Origin of the sequence: Pseudonocardia oceanicola (assembly GCF_047200735.1) — a bacterium.
GTDB lineage: Bacteria > Actinomycetota > Actinomycetes > Mycobacteriales > Pseudonocardiaceae > Pseudonocardia.
Window position 1 is genome coordinate 48323 of record NZ_JBJZON010000030.1, and the last position, 21216, is coordinate 69538.

General features: G+C 67.4%; 25 protein-coding genes. 15 read left to right on the forward strand and 10 right to left on the reverse strand.

The genetic code is table 11. The features are described 5' to 3' along the window. Nucleotides 1-110 precede the first annotated feature (110 nt). The gene (locus ACL02T_RS29920) at nt 111-503 is read left to right on the forward strand and encodes a nuclear transport factor 2 family protein (RefSeq protein WP_412834145.1); all 393 of its coding nucleotides are present in this window, start codon (nt 111-113) and stop codon (nt 501-503) included. A gap of 53 nt (nt 504-556) precedes the next feature. Here ACL02T_RS29920 and ACL02T_RS29925 read toward each other — a convergent pair whose 3' ends face one another. Both ACL02T_RS29925 and ACL02T_RS29930 read right to left on the reverse strand, forming a co-directional pair. Next, nucleotides 557-1021 carry a hypothetical protein gene (locus tag ACL02T_RS29925; protein ID WP_412834146.1) on the reverse strand — a complete coding sequence of 155 codons (465 nt, stop codon included), beginning with the start codon at nt 1019-1021 and terminating at the stop codon, nt 557-559. Between the two features lie 67 nt (nt 1022-1088). After that, nucleotides 1089-1517, reverse strand: coding sequence for an XRE family transcriptional regulator (locus ACL02T_RS29930; protein WP_412834147.1), 429 nt, complete (start codon nt 1515-1517; stop codon nt 1089-1091). Between the two features lie 214 nt (nt 1518-1731). On the opposite strand from ACL02T_RS29930, the gene ACL02T_RS29935 reads away from it, so the two are divergent. Continuing rightward, entirely contained in the window at nt 1732-2070 is a 339-nt protein-coding gene (locus ACL02T_RS29935) for a hypothetical protein (protein ID WP_412834148.1), read from the forward strand. Between the two features lie 40 nt (nt 2071-2110). Here the strand turns inward: ACL02T_RS29935 and ACL02T_RS29940 are convergent, their stop codons facing one another. The 3 genes from ACL02T_RS29940 to ACL02T_RS29950 all read right to left on the reverse strand — a co-directional run bounded on the left by ACL02T_RS29940 (nt 2111) and on the right by ACL02T_RS29950 (nt 4143). Beyond that, entirely contained in the window at nt 2111-2341 is a 231-nt protein-coding gene (locus ACL02T_RS29940) for a hypothetical protein (protein WP_412834149.1), read from the reverse strand. Nucleotides 2342-2777: 436 nt separating this feature from the next. Continuing rightward, nucleotides 2778-3302: a pyridoxamine 5'-phosphate oxidase family protein gene (locus tag ACL02T_RS29945; protein WP_412834150.1), complete on the reverse strand. Its 525-nt coding sequence runs from the start codon at nt 3300-3302 to the stop codon at nt 2778-2780. A gap of 280 nt (nt 3303-3582) precedes the next feature. Beyond that, nucleotides 3583-4143 (reverse strand): hypothetical protein, encoded by a 561-nt coding sequence (locus ACL02T_RS29950; protein ID WP_412834151.1) that lies wholly within the window; start codon nt 4141-4143, stop codon nt 3583-3585. Nucleotides 4144-4595: 452 nt separating this feature from the next. On the opposite strand from ACL02T_RS29950, the gene ACL02T_RS29955 reads away from it, so the two are divergent. From ACL02T_RS29955 to pip, 11 genes are all read left to right on the forward strand, one after another. Beyond that, the gene (locus ACL02T_RS29955; RefSeq protein WP_412834152.1) at nt 4596-5351 is read left to right on the forward strand and encodes a ParA family protein; all 756 of its coding nucleotides are present in this window, start codon (nt 4596-4598) and stop codon (nt 5349-5351) included. After that, a complete protein-coding gene (locus ACL02T_RS29960) occupies nt 5351-5944 on the forward strand; it encodes a hypothetical protein (protein ID WP_412834153.1) in 594 nt (197 codons plus the stop codon). Before ACL02T_RS29955 ends, ACL02T_RS29960 begins: the two co-directional genes overlap by 1 nt. A 1247-nt stretch (nt 5945-7191) precedes the next feature. Further along, the gene (locus ACL02T_RS29965) at nt 7192-8214 is read left to right on the forward strand and encodes an MBL fold metallo-hydrolase (RefSeq protein ID WP_412834154.1); all 1023 of its coding nucleotides are present in this window, start codon (nt 7192-7194) and stop codon (nt 8212-8214) included. Continuing rightward, the gene (locus tag ACL02T_RS29970; RefSeq protein ID WP_412834155.1) at nt 8211-9020 is read left to right on the forward strand and encodes a DUF2207 domain-containing protein; all 810 of its coding nucleotides are present in this window, start codon (nt 8211-8213) and stop codon (nt 9018-9020) included. The genes ACL02T_RS29965 and ACL02T_RS29970 overlap by 4 nt, the downstream gene beginning before the upstream one ends. A 114-nt stretch (nt 9021-9134) precedes the next feature. Continuing rightward, nucleotides 9135-9602 (forward strand): hypothetical protein, encoded by a 468-nt coding sequence (locus ACL02T_RS29975; protein ID WP_412834156.1) that lies wholly within the window; start codon nt 9135-9137, stop codon nt 9600-9602. Between the two features lie 258 nt (nt 9603-9860). Further along, complete coding sequence (locus ACL02T_RS29980; protein WP_412834157.1) at nt 9861-10979, forward strand: type IV toxin-antitoxin system AbiEi family antitoxin domain-containing protein; 1119 nt, start codon at nt 9861-9863, stop codon at nt 10977-10979. Next, nucleotides 10976-11905 (forward strand): nucleotidyl transferase AbiEii/AbiGii toxin family protein, encoded by a 930-nt coding sequence (locus ACL02T_RS29985; protein WP_412834158.1) that lies wholly within the window; start codon nt 10976-10978, stop codon nt 11903-11905. The genes ACL02T_RS29980 and ACL02T_RS29985 overlap by 4 nt, the downstream gene beginning before the upstream one ends. A 44-nt stretch (nt 11906-11949) precedes the next feature. After that, entirely contained in the window at nt 11950-12255 is a 306-nt protein-coding gene (locus tag ACL02T_RS29990; protein ID WP_412834159.1) for a phosphotransferase, read from the forward strand. A 25-nt stretch (nt 12256-12280) separates the two neighbouring features. Next, on the forward strand, nt 12281-12841 hold the full coding sequence (locus ACL02T_RS29995; RefSeq protein WP_412834171.1) for a phosphotransferase: 561 nt from the start codon (nt 12281-12283) through the stop codon (nt 12839-12841). 295 nt (nt 12842-13136) lie between these two features. Further along, entirely contained in the window at nt 13137-13577 is a 441-nt protein-coding gene (locus ACL02T_RS30000) for a GNAT family N-acetyltransferase (protein WP_412834160.1), read from the forward strand. Between the two features lie 230 nt (nt 13578-13807). Further along, entirely contained in the window at nt 13808-14776 is a 969-nt protein-coding gene (pip, locus tag ACL02T_RS30005; protein ID WP_412834161.1) for a prolyl aminopeptidase, read from the forward strand. Between the two features lie 108 nt (nt 14777-14884). On the opposite strand, the gene ACL02T_RS30010 is transcribed toward pip, so the two are convergent. Together ACL02T_RS30010 and ACL02T_RS30015 are read right to left on the reverse strand one after the other, a co-directional pair. Next, nucleotides 14885-15478 (reverse strand): hypothetical protein, encoded by a 594-nt coding sequence (locus ACL02T_RS30010; protein WP_412834162.1) that lies wholly within the window; start codon nt 15476-15478, stop codon nt 14885-14887. A gap of 282 nt (nt 15479-15760) precedes the next feature. After that, nucleotides 15761-16087 carry a hypothetical protein gene (locus ACL02T_RS30015; RefSeq protein ID WP_412834163.1) on the reverse strand — a complete coding sequence of 109 codons (327 nt, stop codon included), beginning with the start codon at nt 16085-16087 and terminating at the stop codon, nt 15761-15763. A gap of 871 nt (nt 16088-16958) precedes the next feature. Between ACL02T_RS30015 and ACL02T_RS30020 the strand changes: the two genes are divergently transcribed. Further along, nucleotides 16959-17504 carry a GrpB family protein gene (locus ACL02T_RS30020; protein ID WP_412834164.1) on the forward strand — a complete coding sequence of 182 codons (546 nt, stop codon included), beginning with the start codon at nt 16959-16961 and terminating at the stop codon, nt 17502-17504. Nucleotides 17505-17974: 470 nt separating this feature from the next. Here ACL02T_RS30020 and ACL02T_RS30025 read toward each other — a convergent pair whose 3' ends face one another. The 3 genes from ACL02T_RS30025 to ACL02T_RS30035 form a co-directional block, all read right to left on the reverse strand. Beyond that, nucleotides 17975-18322, reverse strand: coding sequence for a DUF3846 domain-containing protein (locus tag ACL02T_RS30025; protein ID WP_412834165.1), 348 nt, complete (start codon nt 18320-18322; stop codon nt 17975-17977). A gap of 562 nt (nt 18323-18884) precedes the next feature. Beyond that, nucleotides 18885-19160 carry a hypothetical protein gene (locus ACL02T_RS30030; protein WP_412834166.1) on the reverse strand — a complete coding sequence of 92 codons (276 nt, stop codon included), beginning with the start codon at nt 19158-19160 and terminating at the stop codon, nt 18885-18887. Between the two features lie 91 nt (nt 19161-19251). Next, nucleotides 19252-19794 (reverse strand): hypothetical protein, encoded by a 543-nt coding sequence (locus ACL02T_RS30035; RefSeq protein ID WP_412834167.1) that lies wholly within the window; start codon nt 19792-19794, stop codon nt 19252-19254. A gap of 99 nt (nt 19795-19893) precedes the next feature. Here ACL02T_RS30035 and ACL02T_RS30040 point away from each other — a divergent pair, with 99 nt between their 5' ends. Next, nucleotides 19894-20094 carry a hypothetical protein gene (locus ACL02T_RS30040; RefSeq protein ID WP_412834168.1) on the forward strand — a complete coding sequence of 67 codons (201 nt, stop codon included), beginning with the start codon at nt 19894-19896 and terminating at the stop codon, nt 20092-20094. Nucleotides 20095-21216 lie beyond the last annotated feature (1122 nt).

Consider the following 21216-nt stretch of genomic DNA (forward strand, 5'->3'; position numbering starts at 1 on the left):
AGGACCGGGCAGGATACGGCATCCTCAGCAAAAATACGCCCATCGGCAGCAGGTTCCACCGATTGTGGCAACCCCCTGTGACCGATTGTCGGTCTGGCAGGATGTCTTGCATGGTTGAAACGACCGCCACCGCTAAATCCCCTGCCGACGTGTTCCGGAAGCTCGCCGAGCTGCTCGCCGCAAAGAAGTTTGCCGACGCGGCCCAGCTCTACGCCGAGGACGTCGAGGTCCGTAACCCCTTCGCTCCCGACGGCCCGACCGCCAGTCGCGGCCGGGAAGCCGTTGCCGCGTTCTTCTCGAATTCCACGGTCAAGTCGCTCGAATTCACCGACGTCAGTCTGATCGAGGGGATCGACGGCGAGACCGTCGTGGCCGAGTTCGACATGTCGATGATGGGGGCCGAAGGGACTCCGTTCAAGCTCCCCTCGGTTTTCGTCCTGCGAGTGCGAGACGGTCTGATCGTCGAGTCGCGCGATTACGTTGGACCGCGGCGGGCCGGCTGACGAGTTGCCCGACACAAAGAATGGGCCCGTAGCGCGGGCTACGGGCCCGTTCTCTATGTGGCGTTCTCGTCGGTCCCGCCGGGTGGGCTCTCGCGCATGATGTGCAGGAGTGACGCGAGGGCATTTGCTGCAGCCACGGGAGTGATCGGCCCCCGGCAGAGGCGGATGCTCTCCACCCCGCAGTCCTTCAACGCCGCCTCGTACAACTCGACGTCGACCCGTGCGGCGATGCTGGCGTTGTCGAAGTAGTCGGCGGGGACCTCGAAGTAGGAAGTCAGTGCCGACGACAGGCCCGCGGGGATCGCGGCCCGTCGGCCGTCAAGGATCTCGGCGAGCTGCTCGCGCATCCGCAGCTCGGCCCCGTCCGCGTCCCGGTCCACGAGAGCCGCGGCGAGCCGGCCGGCCAGGTCCGGAGGGTGATCGTCGTCAGCGGCTGTCCCCGCTGAAGGGTCGCGCAACTCCCAGAGCCGCCGCAGCCGATCCCCGGCCGACGCTCCCTCTCCGACGATCACTGCCATCGCGCGGTCAGCCCTGCGCTGCCCAGGCGACACCGGCCGCCCAGTTCGCTGATGTGAACGCCGATCATCATTCAGCCGGCCTCAGCATGTTGTCCCGAATGATCTGCGCTAGCACTCTGTTCAGCTCGGTCTGCTGCTGCGGGCTCAGGTCCGAATGGGCCCGGTGCGCGATGTCCGCGACCTTGGCCTCACGCATCGCCTCACGTAGCTCCAGCTCCGAATCGACCAGCGCCACCACGTCGCGGTCGTCCTGGAAGAAGTAGGCGACCGGGATCCGGAACACGCCCGCCAGGGCCTCCAGGACCCGGATCGTCGGGTTCGTCTTGACGCCGCGCCGCAGCTCAGAGAGGTGACTCTCCGAGATCTCCGTGCCAGCCTCGCGGATCCGAGCAACGGCTTCCTTGCTCGTGAGCCGCCCGCCGTCATCCGCCCGGACCATCTCGAACAAGTAGTTGATCTTCTCGCTCAGGGTCCGCTGCGGAGCATCACCGATCACCGGTGCTGCACCTCCCTCCGCTCGTGCCGCCCAGGGTCTGCGGGCGGGTGCCGATCGCGCGCTCAGAGGGGGAGCATAGCGCCGATCTTCCCCTTCGGATTCGCTCAGGTGTACCGTTCCCGTCACAGAGGTCGCAGAAACGACTACCGAGGGAGACCGCGCTATGCCTAGTGGCAGCCCCCGAACCCCCCGGGCCACTGCCCAGACAGACGTCGTGGCCCAGCTCCTCGCGCAGCGTCGTCAGCGCAGGACAGAACACGACCGCGCGGCCACCATGCGGGCCGCGAAACTGATCAGCGACAGCCATGGCTCCAGCGAGCAGCTCCGCCGGGAAGTCACCCGCGCCCTCGAGTCCACAGCCAAGGAGATCACCGCCGCGCTCAGCACCGTGAACGGAGACGGGCAAACCGGCAGCGACCAGCTATCCGCATGGGCACTCGACACCTGCGCCGACATGATCAGCCGGGCGGCGGAGTCACTGAACCTCGCCGACGTGCTCGCCACGGTGCTAACCGGTGCCGAGGCCCTCGAACATCCCCGAGCGGCCTCCTAACAACTACAGAGCCCGCGGGGAAGGCGGCCCCTCCTCCTGCTTAGGAGCGGCTGAACGGCAGGAAGATGAGGACCAACGCGCCAGCCACCGCGAGGATGAACGCGGCGGTTGAGGTACCGGCACGGAGGTCGGGCTGCTGGCCGCGGGCCATCCCGACGATGCCCAGAATTGCTCCGATGGCCAGCACCGCGAGAGCCGGACCGCCCCCGCCCCACCAGTCAACGAGGCCGCCCATCGCCGCCATCAGCATGCCGAGAACGGCGACGCTCAACGCGACCGCACCAACGGCGTTAGGACGACGGGGCGCAGGACGCATCACGATCACGTGTCGCGAGAGACACGTCCGGTGTTACCTGCGACCCGGCCGTGTACCGCTGCTGCAGTTGTCAGCACCCCGTACCGCCGGCCAGATGGCGCGGCGAGAAGGTCGCCCGGGAGGACCGGGACGACATTAGCCCCTCGGCGACCGTGTCAACTAGCGACGGGAACAGCGTTCCGTCGTGATCTGCCTAGACTAAGCGGGGTTCGTAGTCTGCGGTCGTGGCGTACGTGCGCACGGTACGAACCCGGTCCGCAGCGATCGCGGTGCAGATCGTGCACGGTTCCAGGCGCGGGGCGCGGGACATCGAACATCTGGGCTCTGCGCACGACGAGCAAGCGGTAGTCCTGTGACTTATCCCCGGGTGGGCCCCGCCTGGCCGCGGGCGCTACGAGGCCTGCGCGAGCAGCCGGTCCGGCTCGGTCGCGTAGACCGTCATCCAGGTCGGCCGCAGCCTGTAGTAGACGACATCGTCCCAGTCGAACGACGTGTCGCCGTAGAACCCGCGCAGGTGCTCGTGGATCGGGGGCCAATCGGGGTGGGTGGACCCGTCCGCCGCGACGAGCTCCTCGACCGTGCCGTGGACGAACACCCCCAGCTCTTCGCCGCGCACGTGCGCGACGCTCGCTGCGGGCCGCGCGCTCAGATGCCGCGCCTTCGCGGCGCCGCGTGCCGTTCCGAACACCCAGCGGCCGTGCAGGAAGTGCCCGTCGACGGCGCTGACGCGCGGCTCGCCCTTCGCGGTGACCGTGGACAGCACGAGGACACACATCCCGGTGAGCACCCGCGTCAGCTGCTCGGCGGTCAGGCTGCGCTCACCGGTGATGATCGACTGCAGGTGCGCGGTCGACCGGCCGAGCGAGGCGTCGATGAGGGTCTGCAGCTCCCGGGTCTCCGGTTCGGTTTCGTACACGCCACCACGATGACACCGAAACCTGACACCTCCTGTACACAAATCGCTGGCGCTTGTACGTCCGTCGTAGCGATCAGGGATTAGCTAGTTCGTCGTGAAGCCTCCGCCGATCACCGAGCACGAGCGCCCCGGGCTGCTCGCCCGCCCTTGGTTTGCAACCCTGCACCGGAGGTGGCAGTCTCTAAGGCGTAGCCAGTGCTTTGCGGAGCATCTGGAAGTGAGCCCGAGAAGTTCCCGCCGGACGACGGGGTCTCGGGCTCGCGCCATGTCTGCGCCCTGTTCAGGCCTCGTAGAAGGTAGTCAGCCCCGAGAGCCTGTCCAGATAGGAAGGCTCTCCCGCGCGCTCTGAACCAACTGCGCCAGCCACGACGTCTGGCACCCACAGAAGCGGATTCGCCGGACCCGGCTGGTGGTAGAGCCGCAGCTGCGCGCCGACCTGCCGCTGAGCGCGCATGGCGTCGAGGATCTTCATGTCCCGTTGGTTCTGCTTTCGCTCTCGCGATTCGAGGTACACCTCAAGCACCCCGTGACGATCCAGCTCAGGTAGCAGCCGAGCCAGGCAGAGCCGCCGGCGGCGTTCCGACGTCGCGCTCTGATCGACCTTCACCACGATCAAGTGCAGTGCAGGAAGCTCCGCGATGGTCTCGGTGAGCAGCTTGCGGCGAGGCGCATCCTCATCATGCCAGTGCAGCTTCCGCTGCCCCTTCAACCGCAGCGCGGCAACCGCGGCCTGAGCCGTCTCGTGATCACGCTGGTCGATCAACGCCGCTGCGAGCACGTACGTCCCTGCTCCGAACCTGGGGTCAGGCTCGGACTCATCGACGTAGGCGTACCAGCTCATCGGGTGAATCTTTCCCGACAGCCCCGACGGAACCGGGCGGGGGCGCGCCTGGCCCAGCCTTCTCAATGCATCCGCCGAGGAGAACCCGCGCTAACCCCGAAGCGGTGGCTAAGACACGTGTCAGGGGCATCGCGCGCTCGACCGTCCGAACCACTCGCCCCCAGCAGATCGCCGGCCACCTGGCGGCGACCCTCCCCAGACACTCGGCCAGGCCGACCTTCTCGCCACGATGTTCACCGTCGCCGTTGCCGAGAGGCCGCGCGTAGCTTTCCTGAGTAGCGGAAGCGAGGACATTGCTCGGCCAGGTCGGGCGGCGCGTGATCGAGCCTCCAGAGGTGCCGGCCCCAGAAACATGTCGGGGCCGGTCCTCGTTTCACGCTAAATCGCTAACTTGCCCACAGGTGCGGCGAGCCGACGTTTTCACGTCAACGCGCTAGCGCTACCCTGCGCCTATGAGCCGGTCGTCCAGCAGTTCCACCCAGCGCCCGAAGGTGCTCGGCGTAGGTTCGCCCAAGGGCGGTGTCGGTAAGACGCAGAGTGCAGTAACCCTCGCCGTCCTCGCTGCGAACGAGGGCTACAACGTCCTGTTGATCGATGCCGACGACAACCGGTCCGCCTACGACTGGACCATGCGCGCCGGCGAGCTGATGCCGATCGACGTCGACATGGTTGAGGACTCGGCGAAAGCGCTCACGCGACTGCGTGAGCTGGTCGACTACGACCTGGTGATCGTCGACCTCCCCGGGGCGAAGTCCTCCGACGCCTGGACCGCGCTGCTCAACGGAGCCGACGGTTCGCCCGTGGTGGACGCCCTGCTCGTCCCGTCCGGCGTGCGAGTCATGGACCTCCGCCCGGTCGTCGAGGTCCTGCGCAAGGCCGTCATGCCAGCCGGAGTGCCGTATCTACTGGTCGGAACGCTGGTCAAGACGCCGAGCGTGCCCAACGCACTGCACGACCTCACCGAGATCGCGAGCACCGGCGTCACCGTGGCCCGCACGATGATCCGGGATCTCTCGGTGCACGCCGAGGCTGTGGCAGCCAACCGACCCATCACCGCCATGCCCGGCGGCAAGCACTCCACCGCGCGCGCAGGCGAACGGGAGTTCCGGCTCCTGGCCGGCGAGGTGTTCGCCGGGCTACTGGGCATGAAGTGGCCGGAGCCCGAACTGAGCAAGGACAGCAGCACTGACGAAAGGGTGGCGCAGTGATGGCACGGCGGCGATCGATCCTGGGATCCCTCGGCGAGGTCGACGAGCAGGCCGACGCCAGCAGCTCGGCGAACCCGACCAAGGAGGGACAGCAGAGCGAGACGGCGGCGAACACGGTGCCCGCGCAAGCCGCGGCACCGGCAGTCGAGGCCCCGGCAGCGCCAGTAGAACAACCCGCCGAGAGCAGGCCGACGAAGCGCCGCAGCGCCCCGCGCAAGTCGACCCGCGGGGAAGGGAGCACCGCCGGGGGCTCGAGGTCGGGTTCGGCGAGCGGGCGGGGCAGCAGCACCGCGAAGGCCGCAACGAAGAAGCCTGCGGCGGGCGGCTCGTCCCGATCCAGCTCGTCATCGAGCAAGGCGGAGCCGGCGCCGGGCCCGCACGTGCTTATCCCGACGACGGCGGAGTCCAAGCGTGTCGGGCTCTACCTGCATCCCGACGACTACCGGGAGCTGGGCCTGGCCAAGCTCGACGACGGCGCGGATTCCAACGCCCGCGTCCGGGCCATGATCGCGTTGTGGCGCAGCAACGAGCGGTTCCGCAACGCCGTCGACAAGCTCGCCCGCACCTCCCCCCGCGGGCCCGGTCGAGGCTGACCCTCTGCAGGGCGGGGGCGGGTCGTTCCACGGAACGATCCGCCCCAGGTCAGAGGGTCCGGCCCCGGTTGTTGCGGTGCCAGACTGGCTACCCTGTAGGTAGCGCAACGCCGTGGGCGTTGAGCGAGTCGCAAGGCCGTGTGACCTGGGGCAGAACCGGGAGCGCGGCCTTCTGCATGTCAGGGGCTCACTACGCACCACTGAGAGCCAGCGTGGCAGGCGCTACTCAGCAGGGGGACCCCGATGACCTGGACCACCCCGGCGAGGGTCTCTCGGTAGGCGGTACGACCCTCACGCTCGGCCCGGATCGCGCCGGCCACGATGTCAGCCACCCAAACAGCGGCTCGTAAGCCCCGCGCTGGTGATCCACCCGCAACCGGGTGCCCTTGGGCAAGTCGTGCCGCGACGCCGAGATCAGGGCCACGTCGGCGCGATCGAGGGTGTCCTGGCGGCTCTCCATCATGATCTTGGCGACGCCCAGGCCGTGGAGCTCGAAGGCCAGGCGGCGCAGGCTCGTCCGCCGCCTGGCGCCGTCGTGGGACTGGGGTGCCGACAGTGACCAGGTGCATCCCGTCGAGCCCGGCGACGGTGGCCGCGGCGTTCTGCTGGTCGCGGGTGTCCATCTCGTTCCAGTGCAGCTTGTTCCGTGCGGCGCGGCCCGCGCAGCCGCAGCATCGCCTCGCGCGCCTCGGCGGCTCCTGTGTCGAACACGGCGAAGGCGAGCACGTAGACGCCCTCGATGGGGTGCTCGTGGAATGACTCGTCCACGAAGGCTGTCCGCTCGGGCATCTGGCAAGCGCATGGACCGGCACCGACAGGACCGGACCGGGCGACACCCGGGATCACGACCCCCCGCTTTGCAAAATCAACTTTGAAGGACTCAGGTCCTCAGTTCAAGGCTTGTCGGGCACGAACGTTTGGGATCGGGGGCCTGGCTACACGCTTGGCAACACCACACAGTCGCCGGTAGGTCACGACGTCTGCGAGTCCATCCTTCACTACTCAACCGACCAGCTCCCCGGTCTAATTGCCGGACCTCGTGGCGGCGCGTCCAACGGCTCTCAGCAGACCCTCCGCAACCAGACAGCTCACGTAGATCGCCCGTTCGCGTCATACGAGGGCCCTCTGGGCGCAGCCGAGCGGCAGACACGGCGTTGAACCAGCACGGAGAGCGATCACGCTGCAACACTTGTCGGTGAGGGCTCGCTCCCCGGCCCTCAGGAGCTGATGCCGTAGGGCGGTGTGCAGTGATCGAGATCGACTTCCTCCGCGTCGGAGAGGAATCGAACAGTGGTGATGCCATCACAGGCCGTCTGACGCGGCCCGACACGGGCGACTATGCGGTCTTCGTGGTTGACGGTGGCTTTGAATCCGTGGGACACGAGATCGTCGAGTTCGTTCAAACCCGATACAACACCGATGTTGTTGACCTTGTTATCTCAACACATCCCGACCAAGATCACATTAGTGGACTCTACGTCGTTGTCGAGGAACTACGGGTTGCCGAACTCCTCCTCCATCGCCCCAGCCTATATGGCTACACGGACTCAGACGAGGTAAAGGCGGCCGAGGCCGACAAGCTGGCTGCGCTTGCACGCTCGTTCGGCACCATCGTGACCTCACCATTCGCTAGGCAAACATATCTTGGTGGCGCTCTGACCATTGCTGGCCCGACTGAGGACTTCTACCGAGAGCAGCTTGCCGAACAAGCTAGCACTCGATCTAAGATCGAATTAGCGGTTCGAAAGTACGCCCACAAGGCCGCAGAGGCCATTCGCGCCAGCTTGACACCGATATTTGGCGAGCCCCCCGAAACGCTGTTGACTGACCACGGTGGAACTACACCGCGGAACAATATGAGCGTCGTCACGGAGATTCAGGTCGACGATAATCGGATCTTGCTCACGGGGGATGCCGGTGTTCCCGCGCTGAATGGCGCGATGGAGACCCTAGACCTCATTCGGGTGTATCCGAGCGACTTCGACGTTGTCCAGATGCCGCATCATGGGTCTCGGCACAACGTCGACCGCGACACCTTAGATCGCCTCTTGGGACAAAAGACCACGATACGACGCGGGTCAGCCGTCGCAAGTGTGGCCGCCAAAGCCGACGACTATCCCCGCGCCGAGGTGGCCAACGCGTTCAAGCGGCGCGGCTATCCTGTCTTCCGCACAGCAGGCTCGAACTTCTGGTGGCAGCGTGGGGCACCTGCACGTAGCGACTATTCGCCAGCCACGGAGCTTCCCTGGCTGGAGGAAAACGAAAATTGAGCGCGCCGGAGACCGCCGCCAAGGTCGGCAGCGCTTTCGACCTTTACAACGTCAAGACCCGGCTCGCTCCGGCCGCCCTGGTTTCTGCACCCTTGATAGCACTCGGGCTAGCTGCACTACCGCTTGTTCCACCGAGCCAGCGCTACTGGTCCCTTGTCAGCCTCGGATTGCTATCGTGGGTAGCCCTGACAGCACGAGATAAGGGCAATGATGCTCAGCGCAAGCTGTGGGAGGACTGGGGAGGAGCACCGACGACTCATCGTCTGCGGTACCGGTCGAATGCGAGCGAGCGCGAGGTGGCTAGGCGCCACCGCGAAATAGAAAAGGCAATCAATGCGCCTAATCGCCTTCCAAGCAAAAATCGCGAGGTAAACGAACCTCATGCGGCCGACGCCGAATATATAGCAGCTACACGCAGACTTATCGACAAGTGTCGGGAGGTAGGGGGATTTTCCCTCCTAGATAAGGAAAATCGTAACTATGGATTCGCCCGAAACCTCTATAGCTTCAAGCGGTGGGGCATAGTCGCGGCGCTTCTCGGCACGCTCGGTGGAATCATCGCACTAGTTACATCGATCGCGTTTAACGTTCGAGTAGTCGGGGCTGGTGCAGCGGTGGCTACCATCATTATTTCGGTTCTGATGCTTGCCCTTTGGCGCACCGTGACTCCTAAGTGGGTGAAGCCTTCGGCCGACGCCTACGCAGACCGATTGATGGCGGCTGCAGCGAGACTATCTGAGGATTGGCATAAGGAGTTGGGCACCACCAGTCCTCCTGATGCATCCGCAACCCCTTCGAGCGAGTAGGCCCCTCGTCAACACACCGAAAGGTTCGTTTGGGACTACTGGAAGTAGGGAAGTCCCGTGAGGGATCAGCCTTCGGGCTGTGCTCAGGAGGACGAGGGTCTCACACTCGGCGCAGTGAACTTCGACGGACTGACACCCACACAGTTCATCATCAATCTGCTTGTGGAGGCGACCGATTCCGGAGCGCCACTGACGGATATCGAGATCGTCAATTTCGCGAGCCTCCTCCGCCCAAGCCTCGGCGCCGGCGGCCGGGGCCCGGGCGCGTCTGCGGAACAGTCTAAGAGCAGGCCGACGAAGCGCCGCAGCGCCCCGCGCAAGTCGACCCGCGGGGAAGGGAGCACCGCCGGGGGCTCGAGGTCGGGTTCGGCGAGCGGGCGGGGCAGCAGCACCGCGAAGGCCGCAACGAAGAAGCCTGCGGCGGGCGGCTCGTCCCGATCCAGCTCGTCATCGAGCAAGGCGGAGCCGAGCAAGGCCGAGCCGGCGCCGGGCCCGCACGTGCTTATCCCGACGACGGCGGAGTCCAAGCGCAACGCCGTCGACAAGCTCGCCCGCACCTCCCCCCGGGCCGGTCGAGGCTAACCCTCACCGGATCTTGGGGCAGGCCGTTCCAGGGCACTACCTGCCCTGGCAAGCGCCCTGGTCGGGCCATTCGCCGTTGCCGATCTGGTTACGTTGTGGGCAGTGAGACGTCGTGGGCGTTGAGCGAGTCGCGAGGCCGTGTGGCCCGGGGCAGACCCGGAGCACTGCCTTACGGACTTTGTGCCGGTTTGCTGCGAAAGTTGCAACGATCTCCCCGCTGCACTGCGATAATTACATCCTGGGTGATACTATTGCAGTATGACTAGCGACGCGGAGCTGACGCTGGCCGACGTCGCTGCCGGTCAATGGGGCCTGGTGACCACGTCACAAGCCGTCGCCGCCGGGCTCAGCAGAGTCCAGATCTCACGTCTCTGCAAAGCCGGGGTCCTGATGCGGCTCACCCACGGCGTCTATGCCCTGCGGGGGGCGATGGGGGCTGAGAACATCGAGTTGCTGGCCGCTTGGCTCGCGCTCGATCCGGGTCGGCTCGCGAGTGATCGCCTGGGTGACGGGCCTGACGGGCCGGTCGTGTCGCACGCCTCCGCCGCGGCGCTGTACGACCTGGGCGACCTCGATGCGGATCGCCACGAGTTCACGACGCCGGGACGTAAGCAGACTCGGCGTGAGGACCTGCGACTGCACCGTGGGTCTCTGGCTCCCAGCGAGATCACGCTGCACCGTGGCCTGCCGGTCACGACTCCCCTACGTACGGTCGTGGACCTACTCGCCGATGGTCACGACGGGGGACACATCGCCGGCGTGCTCGCGGACGCGCTCCGAATGCGGATGCTCAACCGCCACGAGCTCGCTGAGCGGATCGGTCCGTACGCCACCCGGTTCGGCCTGCCTCGCGGAGACGGGCAGGCGCTGCTGCGCCACCTCGAGGAACTGGGGGGCGTCACCGAGCAAGTCGACGCGGACGAGGTAGCCGACGTCGCCCGTGCTGCGCGCGTGCCCGTCTCCTCGGTCCTCGCCGCGCTCGGCGAGGCACGCGTGGCGTCGATCCAGCCACTGCTCGAAGCTCAAGGCACAGCAAGGCTCCTCGAAGCGATCAACAACTCCTCAGGCGTGCAGAACATGCTGGCGGGCATCGCTCCGAAGATCGACCTCTCGGAGACACTCGGGGTGAACTCAGCCGTGCGCGAGGCGCTGGCCGCCGCCACTCCGAAAGTCGACCTCCTGGAGGCTGCCGGGCTCTCCTCCGCGGTACGCCAGGCCCTAGAGAGCGCGCGGCTGAACCTTCCCGAGTCCTACGGCGTCTCTTCAGCAGCCCGGCAAGCACTGGCGGCGGCATCGGAACTGCAACAGCCGACCGAGGTCGACAGACCAGCCGACGAAGACGGGCCCGGCGCCGAAGACGAGGACAAGGACGAGTGACGACGAGCGATCACCCGACTGGCTATAGCTCCCCACAGGCCATGTGGAACGCAGTCGTCTCCCGAAGCCGCAACACCGCGAGAGAGGCCGGATCCACCAGCAACAACCTCGCCCGGCAGTTCGTCTATGACCGGTTCTTGGCTCGACTGTTCACTCATGCCGCGGACGGAACCTGGGTCCTGAAAGGGGGAACTGCGCTCCTCGCGCGCGTCCGTTCGGCACGGCACAGCCGAGACATCGACCTGTTCCGCAATGCGGGGACACTCGATACCGCGATGGACGAGCTGCGGGACGCAGCAGCCCTCGACCTCAACGACTACCTGCGGTTCGTGCTGGGCGACTCCAAGCGCAGCCAAGAGCGTCCCGGCCAACCTGGCAGCGAGCTGGCGACCGTGAAGATCGACGGCTACGCCGGTGTGCGGAAGGTGAGCGACTTCAGCGTGGACGTCGTGATCGGCGCCGTGATCACGAGCGACCCCCAGCTACTCCGGCCCGAACCGACGATCACGCTGCCCGGAATGGAGAGTCCTCCTTACCGGATCTACCCGGTCGCGGACCACATCGCGGACAAGCTCTGCGCCACCATCGAACGCCACGGGCCCGCGCAGCTTCCCTCCAGTCGAGTTCGTGATCTCGTTGACCTGGTCGTGATCGCACGGACTCAGCAAGTCAGCGCAGGCGCGCTTAGAGAGGCCATCACCGCCGAACGCCTCCATCGTGGCCTGCCGGAGATCACTCATTGGCAGTGCCCGAGCGAGTGGGTGAAGACCTACGCGAAGGAGGCTCGCGACGTCATCATGTGCCGCAACCACCGCTCGTTCGACGACGCCTCGGCACTCGCAGGAACCTTCCTTAACCCGGTGCTCTCCGGCCAGGTCGCCGAGGATTCGGTGTGGAACCCCGAACGCCTCGACTGGGAGGGCTAGCTTGCTTGCCGACTGGCGGTCGCTGGCGTTTGGAGGGCTCATTCATGGGGGAGTTCAGGTTCGAGCAGGCCCTGATCCGAGCGCTGTTGCGGGAACAGGCTCCGGATCTCGCGGACCTTGAACTTCGAGAGGTCGCCGGTGGCTGGGACAACCAGCTGTGGCGGCTGGGGACGGAGCTGGCGGTGCGTTTGCCGCGCACCGAACGTGCCCCGGCTCTGCTGCGCACCGAGCAGAAGTGGCTGCCCGTTCTGGCGCAGCACCTGCCGTTGCCGACACCCACGCCGGTGCGCATCGGCGAGCCGTCGGCCCTGTTCGAGCACACCTGGACGATCGATCACGCGCTGGGTTGAGGGCGACCCGGCAGACTACGCACCGATCACCCGCGCTAACGCAGCCGAAGCCCTCGCCGGGTTTCTCAAGGCTCTCCATCAGCAAGCACCCGCGGAAGCCCCGGCCAACCACACGCGCGGCATCCCGCTGGCCGGGCTGCAGGACGAGTTCACCCGCTCGCTGACAGTCCTGGCTGACGACGCGAGCGCTGCTGCCGCCCGCGAGATCTGGGAGAAGGCCGTCGCGGCGCCGGCATGGCACGGGGCGCCGAGGTGGCTGCACGGCGATCTGCATCCCGCGAACGTCGTCGTGCAGGAAGGGACGCTGGCCGGAATGATCGACTTCGGTGAGATGTGCGCCGGCGACCCCGCGACCGACCTGTCCGCCGCCTGGATCCTGCTGCCGGCGGGTACGGCGAACCGGTTCTTCGACGCCTACGCCGACACGGACGAGGCCACCATCGCGCGGGCCCGCGGCTGGGCTGTGCTGCGCGCCTTGCACCTGCTGTTCATCGGGCGCAACGGCAGGCTCGGTCTGCCCGGGGGCAAACCGACATGGGAACCGGCAGGGCGAGCTGCGCTCGAACGAGCCTTGGCCGTGCATTGACCAGCACGGCCGCAGCAGGGCCTGGAGCGCCGACCCGAGGACCAGCTCGAACTCTCGGCCGGGCAGAATCCCAGCAGGCTCCGACCAGCTACGGCCGTCAGGTGTCGCAGCCCCCGACCGCGACCGGGCACGGTCCTTCGGGACCAGCGCGCAGGCCTACCGAGCACCGCCCCGGGCTACCCAGCTCCGGCGGCGGCCTGCGCCCTGGAGGCCGTTCCCGGGGAGGGCCGCTGACCCCGTCTTTAAGCAGATGTGGTCCGCAGCGTGCAGGCCAAGCTCCGGCAGGATCGCGAGTGTGGAGATTCGACTCCTGAGCGAGAACGATCACCTGATCTTCGACGCCGCAGTGCGGAAGTTCCGTCAAGTGGAGCTGACCGACCACACCGCGTTTCTGGTCGACCCGGCCACCATCGCCTTCGCGGCACTCGACCGCGACACCGTCATCGGGTGGGCCTGGGGGCACCGGCAGCGTCACGCTGGCGGCTTCTCCCAGGTGCAGCTCTACGAGATCGAGGTCGCGGCGTCGTGGCGCCGACGCGGCGTCGGCCGGGCCCTGCTCGCCCAGTTCCTCCAGCTCGCCCGCGACGAGGGCCATGCCCGGATGTGGCTGTTCACCGACAACGACAACACACCGGCCCTCGGCCTCTACACCGGCATGGGCGGGCATCCCGCCCCACACGACGACGCGACCTTCTGGTGGCAACTCGAACCGACCGATCAGGCTGCTGCGTGCTGAGCCCGGGCGTGCGGGGTCTCGCGATCTGATCACGCCGTCGGGCCACGACACTAGCGCCGTCGCTGGTCCCGGCCGCCCCGCCGGCGCGGCCGAGCCGCGAGCATCGGAGCGGCCGACGCTTTCCGTCCGGGCCTGCCTCAGTGGATCTGGCCCGAACTGCCACGATCACTCGGTCCAGGCAGTCCAGGCAGTCCAGGCAAGGCCGGGCATCAAGGAGATGGAGTCAGACGATGCCGCTGTTTCCACCGATCGAGCCGTACGCCTCAGGCATGCTCGACGTGGGCGATGACCAGTCCGTGTACTGGGAATGCTGCGGAAACCCGCACGGTCAGCCGGCCCTCTATCTTCACGGCGGGCCTGGAGGCGGAATCGGAACGGGTGCACGGCGCTACTTCGACCCGAAGAAGTACTGCGTCGTCCTGTTCGACCAGCGCGGCTGCGGCCGCAGCCGCCCGTCCGCGGCCGATCCCCTCACCGACCTCAGCGTCAACACCACCCAGCATCTGATCGCAGACATCGAGGAGCTCCGCGAGCTGCACGAGGTCCAGGCGTGGACCGTCCTGGGCACCTCCTGGGGAAGCACCCTGGGCCTGGCTTATGCCCAGGCCCACCCCGAACGCGTCAACGGCCTGGTCCTCGCCGCGGTCACGACAACCTCGGCCCGAGAAGTCCAGTGGATCACCGAGGATGTCGGGCGGCTCTTCCCGCGGGAATGGGAACGCTTCACCGGGGCCGTCCCCGAGCGGCTCCGAACCGGACGCCTGATCGACGCCTACGCCACGATGTTGAACGAACCAGACCCGTCGGTCCGCGAGCACGCAGCACGGGAATGGTGCCTCTGGGAAGACGCGCACGTCTCGCTGACCCCGGGGGGACACCGCCCACACCCGCGCTACCAAGACCCCGACTTCCGATACCTGTTCGCGCGACTGGTCACCCACTACTGGAGCAACGCCGCCTTCCTGCCCGACGGGCAACTCAGCCAAGACATCGCGACGCTCAACGGGATCCCCGGGACGATGATCCACGGCCGGTACGACATCAGCGGACCCCTAGACACCGCGTGGCGGCTACACCAGCGCTGGGAAACCAGCGAGCTTCGCGTCATCGACGACGCCGGCCACGGCGGAACCGAGACGTTCACCAACGCCGTGGTCGACGCACTCGATAGCACCGCCCTCACTTCTGGCACCTGCTAGCGCGACCGCTCGGATTCGTCCAGCCCGTCCTCGCCGGCACGCTTCCTGCTCGCAGGTCAGCCGGCCACCGCCCGGCCAGCTCCGCTGGGACAGGACACCACGGAACGGTTAGTGAGCGCTCCCGGAGTCCCGCACCGCGGCGAGGATCTTGGATCCCTTGGTGGGTGAGACTCCGAGGGTGCGGGCCAGCTCGCGCGCGCTGAGTGTCGTTCCCTGGCTGTCTGCTGCGGCGAGCAGCTCGGCGGCCCGCTGCTGCATCTGCTCGTCGGTCATACCGTTCTTGACCGGCCGTCCACCGCCGGCACCTCGGCCGGGGCGGTTGGCGAGCCAGTGCGTGAGCGTGTCGCGCCGGTAGTGCGGCTGCCCGTGGATCTGCTCGTCGGGCTCGGGGACCAGACCCCCGCGCTCGGCGTAGCGGTTCCAGGTCACCGGCTCGATTCCGGCGAACTCTGCCGCCTCGGCAGCGTCGAGCAGATCAGCCGGATCGTCGTGTTGGGGGAGCTCGGGGATCGGCTGTCCGGCGGCGAAGGCCCAGACCTGTTCCTCGTCCCACAGGCCGGTCCTACGGCCCCCAGGCCGGTTCACCGGGGCCGGGTGGCCCTCGTCTACCCAGGGGCGGCGGCGGGTCGCCTGCGTGGCGCTCAAGCCGTGTGCCGCCCCGATGCCGATGCGGTCGATGGCCGTGCGGCCTGCCCTGATCACGGTGTCACCTCATCTCAGTCGTGTGGTCCATATTTGTAGCGGGTTGCCGTGTCCGGTAGCCCGCGGGGAGAGGGGCGTCCCGGGCCCTCCCCTCCCCCCGGGTCGATCAGCTCGGCCGCTCTGGCTCGGGCCAGCCGGGCGGGCCGTCGACTGCATAGCCGTCCTGGTCGATCCACCCGGTGTAGCCGCTCTCGCGGAGGTCGTAGAAGCGCTTGTCCTCCTCGGGCTCGGGCTTGCCGTCCCAACGCCCTGGTGTCGCTCATCTCTTCGGGCTCCTTCCGGTCAGCGTGAGTTGTCGCGTCCGGCCGGCTTGGCGGGCTCGGTGCAGGTGTGCGGGTACGGATGGCCGGCTACGGTGCACGGGATCGAGACGCCGCAGGACGGGCAGGACGTCCAGGTCCCTGGGCCGCAGCCGGGCGGGTAGTCGTCGGGGCCCGTCAGTTGAGCCGGTCCCTCGCCTCGCGCAGGTCGCGGCTGCGCCATTCCTGGTCTTCGGTCGAGCTGGTTGTTGGTGCGTTTGCGAGTCTCGGCCACGACCTCGCGGATCTCGGCGTCGAGCTGGCCGCGGGTCTTGCCGTGCTGCGGATTCTCAATGAAGTCGCTGAGCATGGTCCTGGTCCTCTCGTGAGGGTGTCGGTGGGCTGTCGGCCGGACAGGGCCCGTGCGGGCCCGCCGGGCGGGGTTAGCGGCGGGAGCGGGTCATAGGAGCACGCTGGGTCGAAACCCTCCAGCTCGTCGGGACAGAGGGGGCCCCCGCACTCGCGGCTGTGCTCGACGATCGCGATGTCGTAGCTGTCCTCGTCGAGCGCGATGCCTAGCCGCCGCGGCGTGCTCGGCGGCGAATCGGCGCACCTCCAGCCGGCGGTCGAGAGCGGCGGCCCGGTTCGGAACACGAACCCGCTCATCGGGATCTGCTCGAAGTAGAAACCCACGTCCATCATGTCCATAAGCTTAGCGTTTTAACGTGTTAGAGGCAAGACGTGGTTGGGGTTTCACGTTAGATCATGTCCTCTACCTCTTGGGATCGTTTGCTGATGCTCATCTGAACCGCGCGTCCCATGGGGGGCACACTGAGGGGCGCAGTTCGGCGTCGGCGCGCTGACCTCGCCCACCTCGGGTCCTGCACCGCCGCCGCCACGGAAGGACACCCCGTGGACGAGCGAGGGGCTTACCCGTTCCACGGGGTGCCGTGGCTCCGGGGGTCGTCCTCGGGCGGCCGGGGCTCGCGAAGAGTGTGCGGACGGTGTCACGACGAATCAGCCGCCAGATGGCTTAGGGGGCCGGCGGGCAAGACCTCGAAGGACCGCCAACACCGGCTCGGTGTCCTCCAGAGCTGATCCAGCGTCACCGCCCGAGGGGAGCCACAACGCCGACCTCGGCGGGGTCGGCGATCCGCAGCGGCTGGGCACTGCTTGCCGGAGGGTGTCGTATGTTGATGTGCTGCCTATCGAGAGGTGGCGCTGTGCCGGATGCCCAGCCCTTGACCGACGAGACCTTGGCCGGCGTGCTCGTGCACGGCCCCCGCCCGGTGTACGTGCAGCTCCACGACTACGACCCGGCGTGGCCGCTCCGGTTTCAGCAACGTGCTGCGCAGCTGCGCGAGATGCTCGGCGACCGGGTCCGCCTACTCGAACACATCGGCTCCACCGCCGTACCAGGCCTGGCGGCCAAACCGATCGTCGACATCGTCCTCGGCCTCGACGACCCCGACGACGAGCCCGCCTACCTCCCCGACCTGCAGGCCCTCGGCTACGACCTGCGCGTGCGCGAACCCCACCACCGATGCCTGCGCGCCGGCGAACCCGACGAGCCGGTCAACCTGCACTGCTATCCACCCGAGCACCCCGAAGTTCGCAAGTACCTGCTCTTCCGCGACCGACTACGCACCGACGGCGACGACCGGGCCCGCTACGAGGCCACCAAACGCGGGCTGGCCGGGCGCCAGTGGCCGGACGTCAACTACTACGCCGAAGCCAAACAACCCGTCATCGACCAGATCCTGCGCCGCGCAGGATGGGGCCAGTAGCAGCCCGCCGGGGGCGTCTCCGCTCCGCAGGCCGCTGCGCCGGTCGCCAACACGAGCTCCAGCCGGGCCGAAAGCCGAAACCGCGTATCTGCAACCCTGCCCCCCTGAGCGGAAGCGGATCGAGGGAGCGGCGGGCGTGAGCGGCTACGTGATTGCGGCGGTGGACGAGCCCATCGGCGAGGGCCAGTACCTGCTGGTCTCCACCCACGCCTGGTCGATGGGTTTCCACAGCTTCCTCGACGGGCGCGACGGCGTCCCCGAGACCCGCTACGCCGTGCTTGCCGAGCACCGCCGCGATCGCTGGCTTCCAGCTGATCCCGCCGCCGACTGGTTCTCCGACCAGCGCACCACCGGACGCCGCATCTGGGTGCTCGGCACCGAGGAACAGGCCCGCGCCGACGGCGTCGACCTCGAGGACTCGCGACCCGGGCGGCCCCGGGCGTCGCGCGCCCGGGGTCCATTGGTGGGCCTCAAACGGCAAGCAGGACGTCCAGCACAACCTGGCGAAGCTCCGGGCCGAGCGACGTGGTGTCACCCTCGGCGTTGTGCTCGGTGAGCAGGACGGTTCCGGCGTAGGACTGGTGAGTTCGGCCGTACTCCCGGGCCAGGAACGTCGCGGGCGCGTTGAGCACGCTGCCGTTGACCAGGCCCTCGTCGTCGAGCCACATGTCCAGGCGGCTGGTCAGGGTCACGACGTCCACCGCGCGGCAGTTGATCTGCGCGTAGGCCGTCTGCAAGAAGTCTCCGGCCGGGATCTCGACGTCGGTGACCTCGCCGTCGGCGGTGATCTTCAGAGCGGTGATCGCTGTCTTCGTCATGTCCATAACTATAGCGTATTGCTGTAGCAGTGTCCACTACTTCAGCCGCTTGTTGTGGTCGGTCACGGCCTGCTGTGACCGAATCTCGGCCCTCGGTCACAGCGGTTTACTCGGATCGGTCACAACGGCCAGTAGCGTTTTCGCAGGTCAAACCCGGTGTACGGCAGGCTGTGACCGATGTGACCGCTGTGACCGATGCTCGCGCGAGGGGCCACCATGCTCGTCAAGGCGTGCACCAGGCTGACAACTACTGATACGTCTACTGTGGAACAAGCTGTGACCAGCGGATACGTCATCGCACTGGCGTCTGGGGGCGCGTCGGGCTCCGTCTCCCTACGGCCGCACCTTAGGCGCGCCAGTCCGAGATACGTCTTGTGTGGACAACGGTTCTACCAGCTAAAACAGCCGTCTGTGACCGATTCCCAGGACGCTCGGCACGCTCTCCCCTGGACATCGCGGACAGACCCGCGGGGGAAGAGGCGGCCGGTCACGCCGCTGCGAGCTGCGGATCTGGCTCGCAAAACCTGCCCGGACGGGTGCTGGGCGCGTCCTATGCGGACCTCTAACCCTCGGCTCGGGCGGCGCGGAGCCCCGCCAAGGACGCGAGCGCGGCGTCGGCGTCGTGATCGCCGGTGGCGGTGCGACCCGGCCGCAGCGTCGCCGTCTCCCCCGCCGCTGTGATCCGGTACTCCGGGGCGGGATGCTCGAGCACGGCGGCCTCCGTCGCACTGAGGGCCTGGAACCACGCCGCGTCGCTCGTCGCCCCGGCGCCCTCCGCGAGGGTGTGCGCCTCGCCGAGCTCGTCGACCATCTCCACCGTCCACCCCGTACCAGCCATGCCCCCATCCTGACCCGTCCACCGTGCAGCCGACCGGCGTGGCGAGAAGGGCGGCGGCCCGCAGCTGCGTCGGGCTCCGGGCCGTCCCAGCTCAGGACCGGGGCGCGATCCAGTCCTCCTCCTCGTCCGGGTTTGGCTCCGCGACCTGCCCGACGTTGAGCAGACGCCCCGCACGCTCCCATCCGACGGCGATCGAGTGGTAGGCGTTCCAGTCGCAGACCTGCCACACGATCGGCCCGACCTGCATTCGCAGGTGGGACGGGACCGGGCTGCCGGGCCGCCGGGTGATCGGGGCGACCAGCACGTTCGGGATGCCGCCGAGCCTGACCAGCGTGGAGACCTGGGAGCCCATCACCTGCGCGAGGCCGGCATGGTGGTAGGTCACCGGGCGAGACGGACCGAGGAGCTGGGCGGCGTAGTTGGCCGATCGCCACCCCTCGACGACCGCCCGGACCGTCCCCGGGTTGCGCAGGTAGATCAGCACCGATCCGAGAGTCAGGCCCACCTGCTGCTCGGGGGTCCCGGCGTTTGTGACGTCCACCCGGACGGGCACCTCCCCCGACACCCGCACGGTGACCTCGACGGCGGCCGAGAAGCCGCTGGCCTTCTTCTTGTCCTGCTCGCCCTCGCTCATGTCTACAACACTAGCGTTTTGACATGTAACACGTCAACACGCGAAAGCGTTAAAGCGTTAGACTGGATCTGTGACCAGCGTGTATGAGAGAATCTAACCATGCACCTCGCCCCCGGAATGACTGTCCGCTTCGACCGCTCGGACCGCCCGGACCCCGTCCTCGGGACCGTCACCCGCCGCGTCGGCCTGCTACTCGAGATCCGGACCGACGACGGACGCCTGCACCACCGCACCGCCGGCGCCGTGCAGCAGGTGCCCGCCCTGCTGTCTGCGACCCGGACACCGGCCGCCGCGGCGTGACACCCCGTGGAGCGCTCCCCTTCCCCCTGCTTGTCCGCCCCGGCCCTCGGCGCCGCGCCTGGCAGCCGTCCCGCCCGGGGGGCGTGACGAGCCGCCAGGCGCGTCACCATCGGGCCGAGGCGGACAAGCAGGGGGAAGGGGTCAGGGTCGGCCCTGGCGGGCCGCCGCTAGAGGGCCTCGGCGGCCAGTCCCGCCCCGCTACGCCCATAGCACCTCGCAGCGGTGGATCACGCCGTTCCATCTCCCCCATGCCGCCCAGCGCCTCGTCTTGGGTGATCCCCAGCATCTCGGACAGCATCACCGCGTGGCCCTGGGCCAGCTCCACGCCGCCCGCGCGACCGCTGTGCTCGGTGTAGATCTGAACGGTCATCGGGGGCCTCCGGTCATCGCTGCTGATGACCATAACTATAGCGGATTACGCATCTCATAGGCAAGTTATATACTCGCTTTCCTGCAGCTCAAAAGCACTGTTTTAACGCGATCACGTGTTGACGTTAAGATGGTAAGTCGCTAAGGTTATGGACATGACCGAGACGACGAGCACCTACGACACGGCACTCTGCCACTGCGCAGCCGGGCAGGCCGGCGACGAGCCGGACGCTGCCCGACTTGGAGCCGGCCACTGCGCCGCCAAACATCAAGCGGCACAACTGGACCAGGCGCCATTCCCGCCGAGACCCGCTACACCCCCTCGGGCCTGATCGCCTCGTGGGTCGCCGAACACGGGGCCAGAGTCGGTCATGAACCCGATCGGCTCACCGGACGTCCCGGCCCCGACCAAGGTCACCGACGACACCCCGCTCCGGATCGCCCGGGGCGTACCCGGCGGCCACCTCCTGTGTGACCGGTGCGACCGCCGGCAACGACGTGCGTATGCGTCGCTGCCCACTACTGCGACGACGCCCGCGGGGAGGGAAGCCGCCAGCGGGTTAATGATAGAGCGCCAAAACGTATTAGCGACTTATCGGAAAAACGCTAACACTCATAATTAGTGAAGTGAATGATCTAGAATACGTGAAGGTGATTTTGCGTTAAGTCGCGAACGCGTTTTATAGATTTAACGTCAAAACGAGCCGTCTACCTGTGAACAGCGCGCTTTAGCGCGGGCCCGGACCACATCAG

What these genes read in the sequence shown, in the direction of transcription:
- ACL02T_RS30040 (WP_412834168.1), top strand. Translation starts at nt 19,894, where the DNA reads ATGCACCTCGCCCCCGGAATGACTGTCCGCTTCGACCGCTCGGACCGC.
- ACL02T_RS29960 (WP_412834153.1), top strand. Translation starts at nt 5,351, where the DNA reads ATGGCACGGCGGCGATCGATCCTGGGATCCCTCGGCGAGGTCGACGAG.
- ACL02T_RS30035 (WP_412834167.1), bottom strand. Translation starts at nt 19,794, where the DNA reads ATGAGCGAGGGCGAGCAGGACAAGAAGAAGGCCAGCGGCTTCTCGGCC.
- ACL02T_RS29920 (WP_412834145.1), top strand. Translation starts at nt 111, where the DNA reads ATGGTTGAAACGACCGCCACCGCTAAATCCCCTGCCGACGTGTTCCGG.
- ACL02T_RS29980 (WP_412834157.1), top strand. Translation starts at nt 9,861, where the DNA reads ATGACTAGCGACGCGGAGCTGACGCTGGCCGACGTCGCTGCCGGTCAA.
- pip (WP_412834161.1), top strand. Translation starts at nt 13,808, where the DNA reads ATGCCGCTGTTTCCACCGATCGAGCCGTACGCCTCAGGCATGCTCGAC.
- ACL02T_RS30025 (WP_412834165.1), bottom strand. Translation starts at nt 18,322, where the DNA reads ATGACGAAGACAGCGATCACCGCTCTGAAGATCACCGCCGACGGCGAG.
- ACL02T_RS29955 (WP_412834152.1), top strand. Translation starts at nt 4,596, where the DNA reads ATGAGCCGGTCGTCCAGCAGTTCCACCCAGCGCCCGAAGGTGCTCGGC.
- ACL02T_RS30015 (WP_412834163.1), bottom strand. Translation starts at nt 16,087, where the DNA reads ATGCTCAGCGACTTCATTGAGAATCCGCAGCACGGCAAGACCCGCGGC.
- ACL02T_RS29990 (WP_412834159.1), top strand. Translation starts at nt 11,950, where the DNA reads ATGGGGGAGTTCAGGTTCGAGCAGGCCCTGATCCGAGCGCTGTTGCGG.
- ACL02T_RS30030 (WP_412834166.1), bottom strand. Translation starts at nt 19,160, where the DNA reads ATGGCTGGTACGGGGTGGACGGTGGAGATGGTCGACGAGCTCGGCGAG.
- ACL02T_RS29950 (WP_412834151.1), bottom strand. Translation starts at nt 4,143, where the DNA reads ATGAGCTGGTACGCCTACGTCGATGAGTCCGAGCCTGACCCCAGGTTC.
- ACL02T_RS29925 (WP_412834146.1), bottom strand. Translation starts at nt 1,021, where the DNA reads ATGGCAGTGATCGTCGGAGAGGGAGCGTCGGCCGGGGATCGGCTGCGG.